Annotated in this window: 10 protein-coding genes and 1 pseudogene; 5 read left to right on the top strand and 6 right to left on the bottom strand. The window is 59.9% G+C overall.

The annotated features are described in order from the left end of the window. Window positions 1–18: 18 nt before the first annotated feature. Genes HKX44_RS08685 through HKX44_RS08675 form a run of 3 tightly spaced genes read right to left on the bottom strand, consistent with a single transcriptional unit; the run spans window position 19 to window position 4,090 of the window. A complete protein-coding gene (locus HKX44_RS08685; RefSeq protein WP_276150940.1) occupies window positions 19–882 on the bottom strand; it encodes an inositol monophosphatase in 864 nt (287 codons plus the stop codon). 26 nt (window positions 883–908) lie between these two features. After that, complete coding sequence (locus HKX44_RS08680) at window positions 909–3,425, bottom strand: FtsX-like permease family protein (RefSeq protein WP_276150939.1); 2,517 nt, start codon at window positions 3,423–3,425, stop codon at window positions 909–911. Beyond that, entirely contained in the window at window positions 3,422–4,090 is a 669-nt protein-coding gene (locus HKX44_RS08675) for an ABC transporter ATP-binding protein (RefSeq protein ID WP_276150938.1), read from the bottom strand. Before HKX44_RS08675 ends, HKX44_RS08680 begins: the two co-directional genes overlap by 4 nt. Before the next feature lie 48 nt (window positions 4,091–4,138). Between HKX44_RS08675 and HKX44_RS08670 the strand changes: the two genes are divergently transcribed. The 3 genes from HKX44_RS08670 (at window position 4,139) to preA (ending at window position 7,548) form a co-directional block, all read left to right on the top strand. After that, on the top strand, window positions 4,139–4,795 hold the full coding sequence (locus HKX44_RS08670) for an arylesterase (protein WP_276150937.1): 657 nt from the start codon (window positions 4,139–4,141) through the stop codon (window positions 4,793–4,795). Between the two features lie 117 nt (window positions 4,796–4,912). After that, window positions 4,913–6,235, top strand: a complete 1,323-nt coding sequence (locus HKX44_RS08665; RefSeq protein WP_276150936.1) for an NAD(P)-dependent oxidoreductase — start codon at window positions 4,913–4,915, stop codon at window positions 6,233–6,235. An 11-nt stretch (window positions 6,236–6,246) separates the two neighbouring features. Next, on the top strand, window positions 6,247–7,548 hold the full coding sequence (gene preA, locus HKX44_RS08660) for an NAD-dependent dihydropyrimidine dehydrogenase subunit PreA (protein ID WP_276150935.1): 1,302 nt from the start codon (window positions 6,247–6,249) through the stop codon (window positions 7,546–7,548). Window positions 7,549–7,562: 14 nt separating this feature from the next. On the opposite strand, the gene HKX44_RS08655 is transcribed toward preA, so the two are convergent. Continuing rightward, window positions 7,563–7,949, bottom strand: a complete 387-nt coding sequence (locus tag HKX44_RS08655) for a hypothetical protein (RefSeq protein ID WP_276150934.1) — start codon at window positions 7,947–7,949, stop codon at window positions 7,563–7,565. Between the two features lie 131 nt (window positions 7,950–8,080). After that, window positions 8,081–8,697: pseudogene (locus HKX44_RS08650) on the bottom strand (TetR family transcriptional regulator C-terminal domain-containing protein). 155 nt (window positions 8,698–8,852) lie between these two features. Between HKX44_RS08650 and HKX44_RS08645 the strand changes: the two are divergent. Both HKX44_RS08645 and hydA read left to right on the top strand, forming a co-directional pair. Continuing rightward, window positions 8,853–10,103, top strand: a complete 1,251-nt coding sequence (locus tag HKX44_RS08645; RefSeq protein ID WP_276150932.1) for a Zn-dependent hydrolase — start codon at window positions 8,853–8,855, stop codon at window positions 10,101–10,103. A 138-nt stretch (window positions 10,104–10,241) separates the two neighbouring features. Continuing rightward, window positions 10,242–11,702 carry a dihydropyrimidinase gene (gene hydA / locus HKX44_RS08640; RefSeq protein WP_276150931.1) on the top strand — a complete coding sequence of 487 codons (1,461 nt, stop codon included), beginning with the start codon at window positions 10,242–10,244 and terminating at the stop codon, window positions 11,700–11,702. Here hydA and HKX44_RS08635 read toward each other — a convergent pair whose 3' ends face one another. Continuing rightward, the gene (locus HKX44_RS08635) at window positions 11,703–12,116 is read right to left on the bottom strand and encodes a cupin domain-containing protein (RefSeq protein ID WP_276150930.1); all 414 of its coding nucleotides are present in this window, start codon (window positions 12,114–12,116) and stop codon (window positions 11,703–11,705) included. Between the last annotated feature and the right edge of the window lie 31 nt (window positions 12,117–12,147).

Here is a 12,147-nt window from a genome sequence, read left to right as displayed (position 1 = left end):
TGAACCCCCGCCCTACGGCTACTCCAGCAGGAAGGCGAAAACCTTTTTCAGACGGTTCCATGTTGTGCGATCCGGGGCGACCAGCAGGTGACCGCTGTGACGCTCTGCCGAATAAGGACCGCCATCCAGCATTTCGACATGTGCCCCTGCGCGTTCACAGATCAGCGCCCCTGCGGCATGGTCCCAGGGATGCAGAGATTCGGTTATCAGGAAATCGGCGTGCCCCTGTGCGATCATTCGGTACTCTTGGGCTGAACTGCCCAGTGAGTGGCTCCGGGCAAAGCCGGTCATGGCGGCGGCAATTTTCGCCTGTTTATCTTGCGCGAACAGATGCAGCGGGACATAGCCGATCAGCGCATCCAGCGATTTGCCCATGCTGGCCTTGATCTGGCGTGCGGTGTGGGTCGCGCTTTCCATGTTTGCCGGCCCTTCTTCATCGGCAATGACCCAGTCATCGGCAACCGGATCATAGATCAGCCCAAAGGCCGGCCTGCCAAAGCGTGTCACGGCAATGATCACACCAAAGACCGCGATGCCGTGGGCATAGTTCCACGTGCCGTCAATCGGATCGATGATAAAGGCCAGTTGTGCATTTGCGATCTTTTGCAACAGATCAGGTGCGGCGGCGACGGCTTCCTCGCCGATGACCAGCGCGTCGGGGAAGGCGATTTGCAAGGCCCGCGTGATCATCTGTTCGGTGGCGGTATCCGCAGCGGTGACCAGATCGTGGGCATTGGATTTGGTGTCGATGTCACCGGCAGCGAGATGGCGGAAACGCGGCAGTATCTCGGCCCGCGCGGCGCGGCGGACCAGGTTCACAATATGCTGCTGTTGCGCAAGGCTGACCGCCTTAGGCAGGGGCGCGGGAAGTGGGTGGGACATCGGTGTTCCTTCGTTGGTCGCTTTGGTTACTCGCGCGACCGCAGCACTTGGGCCGGGCGGGAGTTCAGGGATCTAAGGGCAAATCCGAGGCCGGCTAGAACGCAGGCCAGCACACCGCCGGCGATGATTGCCAGTGCAGAGGGCCAGATCAGGGTGAAATCGGTTTCCATGATGTAGGTGCTGACAGCCCAGCCCCCCAAGGCCCCCGCAAAAAGCGCAACTGTGCCGGCGAAGAGCCCCAAAAGGGCGGCCCGCAGGATGAAGCTAAGGGCGATCTGGGCGCGTGATGCCCCTAGGGTTTTCAGCACGGCGGCCTCGTAGGTGCGGGCATCGGCACCGGCCGCCGCTGCCCCGATCAGCACGATAAAGCCGGTCAGCAGGGTGGCAAGCGCGCCGTAGGATGTGGCCGCTGCAAGACCGGCCAGAACAGAGGCGACACGGTCAATGGCGTCACGCACACGGATGGCGGTGATATTGGGATAGGCGCTGGCAAGGTCGCGCAGAATGGCCGTTTCGGCCTGCTCTTCGGCATAAACGGTTGAGATAAAGGTATGGGGCGCACCGGCAAGGGCGGCGGGGTTCATCGTCAGGATGAACCCAATGCCAGCGGTCGAGAAATCAACTTCGCGGAAAGAGGTGATGGTGCCGGTGATGTCGCGGCCAAGGATGTTGATTGTCAGGCTATCACCAAGCTTTAGGCCCATTTCCTCGGCCTCCTCGGCGGCGAAACTGATCAGCGGCGGTCCGGTGTAATCTTCAGGCCACCATTCGCCTGCGGTGATCTTGGTCTCTGCGTCGGGGGTTGTGGCATAGGTCACGCCACGGTCGCCCCGCACAACCCAGTGGTCGCCTGCGACATCGGCGGCTGGTTGGCCGTTGATCTGGGTAAGCACGCCGCGCAGCATCGGCACACTTTGAATGCGCGAGACGGCAGGATCGTTTTCCAGACGGGCGGTGTAGCCGGGCATTTGGTCCTTCTGGATGTCGACAAAGAAATATGAGGGCGCGACATCGGGCAGATTGCCGGTGATGGCGCTGCGCAGATTACCGTCGATCTGACCCACAGCGGCCAGAACCGACAGGCCGAGACCCAGTGACAGCACCACTGCACCCGCCCCTTCCCCGGTGCCGGAAATTGCGGCAAGCGCCCATCGCAGGCGCGGATAGCCGCGTGTGGCCCGTGCGCCGCGGCGGGCAAGAAAGCGGATCAGCAGGGCGGCAAGGGACAGGATCAACAGGGCACCAGCGATGCCGCCAAGCGTCCAGAGCGTCAGGAACCATGAACCGTTGAACCAGCCGGCCAGCGCAATCAGGGTGGCGGCAATCAGCGTGATGACAAAGAGATAGCGGGCGGCGGGCAGGCGCGGGGTGCCGGACCATGCATCGCGAAAAAGAGTAGCGGCGCGCACGTCCTCGCTGCGGGCAAGCGGCCATAGGGTGAAGGCCAGTGCGGTCAACAGCCCGTAAAGACCGGCCTCGATCAAGGGGCGCGGATACAAGGCAAAGGCGGCGGGCAGGGGCAGGCGGGCCTCGATCAACGGTGACAGCAGCAGCGGGACAGCAGCGCCAAGCGTCAGGCCAATCGCGACGCCGAGCAGGGACAGGGCACCGATCTGGATGAAATAGGTCTGGAAAATCGTTGCGCGGTCAGCCCCCAGCGCCCGCAGGGTGGCGATGGTGCCGGTTTTGCCGTTCAGATAGGCGCGCACTGCCGCTGAAACGCCAACCCCGCCCACGGCAAGGCCGGAAAGCCCGACCAGCACCAGAAAGGCGCTGAGGCGGTTGACGAATTGCGCCACACCGGGGGCACCGTTGCGGGCATCGGTCCAGCGCATGCCGCTGTTGGTGAACTGCGCCTTTGCTGCGGTTTCCAGCGCTTCGAGATTTGTGTCGGGGGGCAGATCAAGGCGGTATTTGCTGTTGAACAGGGTGCCCGAGGCCAGCAGCCCGGCCCCGTCAAGCGCATCACGATAGAGCAGGGTGCGCGGGCCAAGGGCAAAGCCGCTGGCGGCGGAATCCGGTTCGCGGGTCAACAGGGCCGAAAACCGATACGTTTTGCTGCCCAGTTGGAAGGTGTCACCCGGCGAAAGGCCCAGCCGGTCGGACAGGGCGCGTTCCATCACCGCGCCGGCGATGCCGTCAGTTGTTGCAAGCGCCTGCGTCAGGGGCATGTCAGGCGACAGGGCAACCGTGCCGACCAACGGGTAGGCGTCATCAATCGCCTTGATCTGGGTCAGGGCGCGTTCATCGCCAACCACAGCCATGGAGCGGAATTCGGCGATTTCAGAGACCCGCGTGGCGCGGTCGCGCATCCATTGCTGTTCTTCGGGGGTGGCGAAACGGAAGGTGAAGTCCAGTTCGGCAGCGCCGCCTAGTATTGCGGCCCCTTCGCGTTGCAGCCCCGCCTCAATTGCGGAGCGCACGGAGCCGACGGCGGCGATGGCCGCGACCCCAAGGGCAAGACAGGCAAGGAACAGACGAAATCCACGCAAGCCGCCGCGCATCTCACGGCGTGCGAAACGGGCAGCAAGACGCAGGCTCATGCGATTTTCCCGTCGGCCAGATTAACCGCGCGGTCACAGCGTTGGGCAAGCGTTGGGTCGTGGGTGACCAGCACCAGCGTGGCCCCGTGTTGGTCGCGCAGATCGAACAACAGGTCCATGATGGCGGCACCATTGGTGCTGTCCAGATTGCCGGTAGGTTCATCCGCCAAGAGGATTGCAGGGCGGGGCGCACAGGCGCGGGCAAGGGCGACGCGTTGTTGTTCGCCCCCAGACATTTGCGCGGGATAATGATCAAACCGATGGCCAAGCCCGACGGTGTCCAACGCTTCGCGGGCACGTTCAAAGGCGTCTGGTGCCCCTTGCAGCTCTAGGGGGGTCGCGACGTTTTCAAGGGCGGTCATTGTCGGAATCAGGTGGAAAGACTGGAACACAATGCCCATGCGCCCTTGGCGAAAACGCGCCAACCCGTCTTCGGACATGGTGGTGAGGTTCTGGCCCAAAGCGGTGACGGTGCCGCCAGTCGCCTGTTCCAACCCGCCCATCACCATCAACAATGAAGATTTGCCGGAACCGGAGGGGCCGGTCAGGGCAAGGGTTTCGCCGGCTTGCACATCCAGTGAAATGCCGCGCAGAATGTCGACGGGTCCGGCATTGCCTTTCAGCGAAAGAACCACATCTGAAAGGTGAAATACGGGGTCGGACATGGGCAGCCTTTGTTTTGGGGTCCCTTTGGATATGGAGTATTAAGGCAGATGCGCAAGGCGTTGGCAGGGATTGTTTTTATTTTGGCGGGGCTGGCACAGGCAGGTGTTGCCCGTGCAGAGCAGGTTGTGATTGCAGCCCTTGGTGACAGCCTGACCCAAGGGTATGGGCTGCCTGCGGCGCAGGGGTTTGTGCCACAATTGCAGGCATGGCTGGATGCACAAGGGGCCGATGTGCGGCTGATCAACGCGGGGGTGTCGGGGGATACAACCGCCGGCGGGTTGTCGCGGGTGGCATGGACATTGACGCCGGAGGTGGACGGCATGATCGTGGCGCTGGGGGGCAACGATTTGTTGCGCGGGCTGGCCCCAGAGCAGGCGCGCAGCAACATTGACGGGATTTTGCAGGCCGCCGATACGGCCAAAGTAGAGGTTTTGCTGATCGGGATGGCGGCACCGGGAAACTTCGGGCCTGCGTATAAATCTCAGTTCGACGCCATCTATCCGGAGTTGGCAGCGCACTATGGCAGCGGGTATCTGGAGAGCTTTTTTGCCGGTCTGAGTGCTGTGGGCGATATTTCCAACCCTTTGACTTTGAAAGATTACTTTCAGGCCGATGGGGTGCATCCCAATGCGGAGGGGGTGGCATTGATCGTGACACAGGTGGGGCCGAAAGTGCTGGCGTTGATTGATGAAATAACAGGCTGACCGGGCCTTTGTCGCGGGCGGAAACTGACTTTTCTGCGTCAAAATAATTTTACCAGTTGATAAAAAAATCATTCCGTGTGAGCTTTTCCCTATCCAGCAAGCAATAGGGTGAGCCAGATGGGACCAGACGTTTTTCAAGAGGGCATTGTCGCGGGGCGTTTGGAGCCTGACAATTATGAGGCGCATTTTTCGGATTTGCATCCGCGTCTGGACCCGCATGAGGCGTTGGTGGCGGCGGATCGCTGTTACTTTTGCCATGATGCGCCTTGCATCACGGCCTGTCCCACAGACATCGATATTCCCTTGTTCATCCGTCAGATTGCCACGGGCACGCCGGATGCGGCGGCCAAAACGATCCTGACACAAAACATCATGGGCGGCATGTGCGCGCGGGTCTGCCCGACCGAGACCTTGTGCGAAGAGGCCTGTGTACGTGAAGCGGCAGAGGGCAAGCCGGTGCTGATCGGACAATTGCAGCGCTATGCAACCGATCATTTGCAGGAACAGGGGGTGCATCCGTTCACGCGGGCGGCAGCGACGGGCAAGACTGTGGCCGTGGTGGGTGCGGGGCCTGCGGGATTATCCTGTGCGCACCGCTTGGCGATGCTGGGGCATGATGTGGTGGTGATGGACGCCGCCGCCAAGCCCGGGGGGCTGAATGAATATGGTATCGCGACCTACAAAACCACGGGCGGATTTGCGCAGGATGAAGTCGTGTGGCTGCTGAAAATAGGGGGGATTACCATGCAATACGGTGTGGCGCTGGGTGACGGTGTGACGCTGGAGAAATTGCGAGCGGAATACGATGCGGTGTTTCTGGGCATGGGGCTGGGCGGTGTGAACGCACTGGGCGCAGATGGCGAGGATAAGGCCGGTGTGCTGGATGCGGTGGATTTCATTGCAGAGCTGCGGCAGGCGGGTGATGTGGCAAGCGTGCCCATCGGGCGCGACGTTGTGGTGATTGGCGGCGGGATGACGGCGGTGGATGCGGCGGTGCAAGCCAAGTTACTGGGCGCGTTGAACGTGACATTGGTGTACCGGCGCGGACGTGACCGGATGAATGCAAGCGTGTTTGAGCAAGACCTGGCCGCCAGCAAGGGTGTGCGGATCGTGACCCATGCGGTGCCGGTGGCGGTGCATGGCAATGGGACGGTGCGCGAGATTGAATTTGAATATGTCGATGATGCGATGAAGGGCACGGGGCAGATACTGCGCCTGCCGGCGGATCAGGTGTTCAAGGCGATTGGCCAGACCCTGAAAGGTGAGGGCCTGCCAGCGCTGGAGGGCCGCAAGATCAAGGTTTCTGAAACCGGGCAAACATCGGTGAAAGGCATCTGGGCTGGCGGGGATTGTGCCAGTGGTGGCGATGATCTGACCGTGACGGCGGTGGCCGAAGGCCGTGATGCGGCGATGGATATTCACGCGGCATTGAGTGTGTAGGGGAGAGAGAAATGGCTGATCTGAGAAGCGAATTTATCGGGATCAAATCCCCCAACCCGTTTTGGCTGGCCTCGGCACCGCCAACGGACAAGGAATACAACGTGCGCCGCGCCTTTGATGCCGGATGGGGCGGTGTGGTTTGGAAAACACTGGGCTTGGACCCGCATGTGGTGAATGTGAACGGGCCACGCTATGGCGCGATTTACGGGGCGGACCGGCGGTTGCTGGGATTGAACAACATCGAGTTGATTACAGACCGCCCGTTGCAGACCAATCTGGACGAGATCAAACTGGTGAAGCGCGATTACCCTGACCGCGCGATGATCGTTTCCTTGATGGTGCCCTGCGAGGAAGAGCCGTGGAAGTTCATCCTGCCGCAGGTGGAAGAAACCGGCGCGGATGGTGTCGAGCTGAACTTTGGTTGTCCGCACGGGATGTCAGAGCGCGGCATGGGCGCGGCCGTTGGGCAGGTGCCGGAGTATATTGAGATGGTGACGCGCTGGGTGAAGTCGCACACGCGGATGCCGGTGATTGTCAAACTGACGCCAAACATCACCGATGTGCGCAAACCGGCAGCGGCGGCGATGGCGGGAGGCGCGGATGCGGTTTCCCTGATCAACACGATCAACTCGATCACCAGTGTGGACCTTGATTTGTTTGCGCCAGAGCCGACCATTGACGGCAAGGGCGCGCATGGTGGCTATTGCGGGCCTGCGGTGAAACCGATTGCGCTGAACATGGTGGCGGAAATCGCGCGGGATGCAGAATTGCAGGGCCTGCCGATCAGCGGGATTGGCGGGGTGACCAACTGGCGTGACGCGGCAGAGTTCATGGCGTTGGGCGCGGGCAATGTGCAGGTTTGTACGGCGGTAATGACCTATGGCTTTAAAATCGTTGAGGAAATGATCAGCGGCCTGTCGGAATACATGGACGGCAAGGGAATGACATCGGTGGACGAAATCGTTGGCCGTGCGGTGCCCAACGTCACCGACTGGAACCAGCTGAATCTGAATTACGTGGCCAAGGCGGTGATCAATCAGGACCTGTGTATTTCCTGCGGGCGCTGCTTTGCCGCCTGTGAGGACACGAGCCACCAGGCGATTGCCATGTCTGAGGACCGCACGTTCAGTGTGGTGGACGACGAATGTGTTGCCTGTAACCTCTGTGTGAATGTCTGCCCCGTCGAGGACTGTATCACGATGGAGGCGATGGCCCCCGGGTTGACCGATCCGCGCACTGGAAAGGTGGTTCAGCCGGATTATGCCAATTGGACAACACACCCCAACAACCCGTCAGCGTCAGCCGCCGAGTAACCCTGTCACCGGCCCTATGCGACATCATTGTTCGGTTTCAGGAACGGGGAGGTTGGCAGCGGGTCGGGCATTTCGACGGCAGGCAGGTCAGGGCCAAGCGGCAGTTCGATCCCGTTGTCCCGATCGGTGTTGGCGCGGGCCTGTGCATTGATGACAGAACCGCCTGTGGCCTTGGCCGGTGGTGTCCATTTGGCCTTGTCGGCTGATTGAAACAGCGCCACATTCTCCGCTTGCCGGCTGGACCCTGCACCAGAACCGGTGAATGAGGCCGCGCTGTCGGAAGAACCTGTCGTACCGCCAGCAAGGACCGGCGTAATGGCTGCTGTTGCGGGGGGCTCTGCGGTCATGGCCGATGGTGCCGGCTGTGCAGGGAAAGGATTGCTTAGTAATATAGAACTCATTGGTAGCTCCAATCTTGATGTCTGGAGCCCGCCACCCGTGAGAAGTTTCGGGGATTTCTGTAAACGATTGCTTAACGTGTCCGTTAATCCGCGCTGTTGGTGAATGACCTGTAAAGAGGCTGGTACTGCCCCTAGGTCTGCAACAGCTTGCGAAACATGGCGTCCAGATGGCGGGCGGCACCGGCATAGGCGTCATCCGCATCCCCCAGCAGCAGCCCGACTTGAGATTCAAAGTCAGCGTAATGCTGGGTGCTGGCCCAGATTGAGAAAATCAGATGGCGCGGATCAAGCGGCGGCAGGCGTTTTTCGTCGACCCAACCTTGGATCAGGGTGCATTTCTCATAAAAAGAGGCTTTAGATTGCTTTCCAGTTCGGGGCGTATGCGGGGCGCCCCTTGCAAAATCTCGCCGGCGAAGAGGCGGCTTTCGCGGGGGAATTCCTGTGCCATGGCAAGCTTGCGCCGCACATAGCCGAGGATTTCCTCGACGGGGTCGCCATCTGCATTCAGTTCGACCAGCGGATCAAGCCAGTTTTTCATCAGTTGGCTGAGCAGGGTCACGTGAATTTCTTCTTTACCTGCAAAGTAATAGAGGATGTTCGGTTTGCTGAGGCCGGCCTGTGTCGCGATCTGGTCCAATGTGGCCCCGCGATAGCCGTGACGCGAGAAGACATCGAGCGCGGCATCCAGAATGACGCGGCGGTTTCGCTGTTGAATCCGGCTTGGTTTTTTTCCGGCATCCTTTGGCATCGGTGGTCTCCTGCAGTTGCCTGAAATTCGAGCATTTGCCAAACTGTGGCGCCTGCGTCCCTAAAGCAGTTCTTGACAGAGGCAAGCCTAACCGTAATCGTGGCTTTACCAAATGGTAAAATTTATTGCGCCACTGCCAGCCTAAGGAGCCAGCCATGCCCGCACCTGGAGAAAACCTCAAGATTAACCCGGATCGTTTGTGGGACAGCTTGATGGAGATGGCCAAGATCGGCCCCGGTGTCGCGGGGGGCAACAACCGTCAGACCCTGACAGATGAGGACGGCGCAGGGCGCGCCTTGTTTCAGAAGTGGTGTGAAGCTGCGGGATGTTCAATGGGGTTGGACCAGATGGGTAATATGTTTGCCCGTCGCGAGGGCACGGACCCGGATGCCTTGCCGGTTTATGTCGGTTCACATTTGGATACCCAGCCGACGGGCGGCAAATATGACGGTGTGCTGGGGGTGCTGGCCGGGTTGGAGATTATCCGCACCCTGAATGATCTGGGGGTGAAAACCAAACACCCGATTGTGGCGACCAATTTCACCAATGAAGAGGGCACGCGATATGCGCCGGCGATGCTGTCGTCGGGGGTATTTGCAGGCATTCATACACAGGATTGGGCCTATGATCGGGTGGATGCCGAGGACAAGAAATTCGGTGACGAGCTGAAGCGGATCGGTTGGCGCGGCGAGGAAGAGGTGGGCGCGCGCAAGATGCACGCCTTTTTTGAGCTGCATATTGAACAGGGGCCGATCTTGGAGGCCGAGGACAAAGATATTGGCGTGGTCACCCACGGTCAGGGGCTAAGCTGGACGCAGGTGACGGTGACGGGCAAGGACAGTCACACCGGATCGACACCGATGCCGATGCGCAAGAACGCGGGATTGGGCATGGCGCGGATTTTGGAAAAGGTTGAGGAGATTGCCTGGAGCCATGCGCCCCATGCGGTGGGGGCGGCAGGGCATATCGATGTCTATCCGAACTCGCGCAATGTGATCCCCGGCAAGGTGGTATTTACGGTTGATTTCCGTTCGCCCGAGTTGAGCGTGATTGAAGATATGGAGGCGCGGCTGCGTGTTGAAGGCCAGAAGGTCGCCGATGATATGGGGATGGAGATTGCGTTTGAAAAGGTCGGCGGATTTGATCCTGTGGCCTTTGATGCGGGGTGTGTGACAGCGGTACGCGATGCGGCGGAACGCTTGGGGTATTCCCACATGAACCTGATTTCCGGTGCCGGGCATGATGCCTGCTGGATCAACCGCGTGACCCCAACGGCGATGGTGATGTGCCCTTGTGTGGACGGGCTAAGCCATAATGAGGCAGAAGAGATTTCCAAGGAGTGGGCGCAGGCGGGCACGGATGTGCTGATGCATGCGGTTGTGGAGATGGCGGAGGTTGTTGGGTGAGGTTTCAGGTCAGAGACGTCGCAGGGATTTTGTAAAGGTCTTGCGGCTCCGGGGAGGGCAGCTTTGGTTGGGGAGGTTGACTGGGGCGCTGCCCCAGACCCCGGAGGTTAAAGGCAAGATGAAGAGGGGAGAAAGACGATGAGCAAGGTGATCAAAGGCGGGCAGGTGTGTACCGCGGACCGGACGTGGAAGGCCGATGTGCTGATCGAGGGGGAGACGATTGTTCAGATCGGGGAGGATCTGAAGGGGGATGACTATATTGACGCCGAGGGGGCCTATGTGATTCCTGGCGGGATTGATCCGCATACGCATCTTGAGATGCCGTTCATGGGAACCACCGCCGCAGAGACATTCGAGACCGGCACATGGGCGGCGGCCTGTGGCGGGACCACGATGGTGGTGGATTTCTGTCTGCCTGGCGCTGATGGATCAATCAAGAACGCGATCAATGAATGGCACCGCAAGTCAGCGCCGCAGATTTGTTCCGACGTTGGCTATCATATGGCGATTACTGGTTGGGACGAGAATGTCTTTAACGAGATGAAAGACGCCGTCGATATGGGCGTGAATTCGTTCAAGCATTTCATGGCCTATAAGGGCGCTTTGATGATCGAGGATGACGAGATGTTCGCGTCATTCAAGCGCTGTGCTGAACTGGGTGCGCTGCCGATGGTGCATGCGGAGAACGGTGATCTGGTGGCCGAGTTGCAGCAGAAGTATTTTGATCAGGGGATCACGGGGCCGGAGGGGCATGCCTATTCCCGGCCACCCGAGCTGGAAGGCGAGGCGGCGAACCGGGCGATTACGATTGCCGATACCGCCGGTGTGCCGCTTTATATTGTGCATGTGTCTTGTGAGCAGACCCATGAGGCAATCCGGCGGGCGCGCCAGAAGGGGATGCGGGTTTACGGCGAGCCGTTGATCCAGTTCCTGACCCTGGATGAAAGCGAGTACTTCAACAAGGATTGGGATCATGCAGCGCGCCGCGTGATGTCGCCGCCGTTCCGCAGTAAAGACCATCAGGATTCGCTGTGGGCGGGTTTGCAGGCGGGATCCTTGCAGGTTGTGGCGACGGATCATGCGGCGTTCAACACCGAGCAAAAGCGCGCGGGGCGCGATGATTTCAGGATCATCCCCAACGGGTCGAACGGGTTGGAAGAACGTCTGAGTGTGCTGTGGACCGAAGGGGTCGAGACCGGGCGGCTGACGCCGAACGAGTTTGTCGCGGCGACCTCGACCAATGTGGCGAAGATTTTGAATATCTACCCGCGTAAGGGGGCGATTGTTGAGGGGGCCGATGCCGATATTGTGGTGTGGGATCCGAAAATCACCAAGACGATTTCGCCCGCGAACCATCATTCGATTTTGGATTACAATGTGTTCGAGGGGTTCGAGGTGACGGCGAATGCGCGTTATACGCTGAGCCGGGGGGATGTGATCTGGGCCTGGGGGCAAAACAGCCAGCCGCAACCGGGACGTGGCAAATTCATTCCGCGTCCGGCCTTCCCGAGTGCAAACATTGCGCTGAGTAAGTGGAAGGCGCTGACCAGTCCGAAGATGATCAAGCGCGATCCGTTGAATATTCCGGCGGGGATCTAGTTAGTTTGGTACCGCAGCTTCCAGTTCCGGCGTCAGGACAACGCTTTCTTGTTCATGCGGATCGGTGCGCGAGATTACAGCGCTGGCCGGGGCGTCGGTCAGGTTCATTGGCAGATGGGGTGTGTCGGCGGGAATATAGATCATATCGCCAGCTTCTGCGGTCATGTGGTTTTCGAGGGTCTGGCCCCAGTACATTTCTACGCGCCCTTCCAGCATGTAAATTGCGGTTTCATGTGTCGCGTGTTTATGTGCCTTGGCCTTCGCGCCGGGTGGAATGGTCAGAAGGTGCATGCAAATCGCCTGTGACTGGGTTGTTTCGAGGGCGATCCCTTCGAAATAATCAAACCCCTGTTTGCCTGAATAGGTATTTGACGGGCGTAGCTTGCGGCATTGTGGGGTCTTGGGCTGAGACAAAGTAGAAGCTCCTGAAGAGTAAAAGTTAAGT

It is taken from the genome of Sulfitobacter sp. M05, from assembly GCF_029285175.1.
In the GTDB taxonomy this organism is placed as follows: Bacteria; Pseudomonadota; Alphaproteobacteria; order Rhodobacterales; family Rhodobacteraceae; genus Sulfitobacter.
This window is presented reverse-complemented; position numbering and strand designations above follow the sequence as displayed.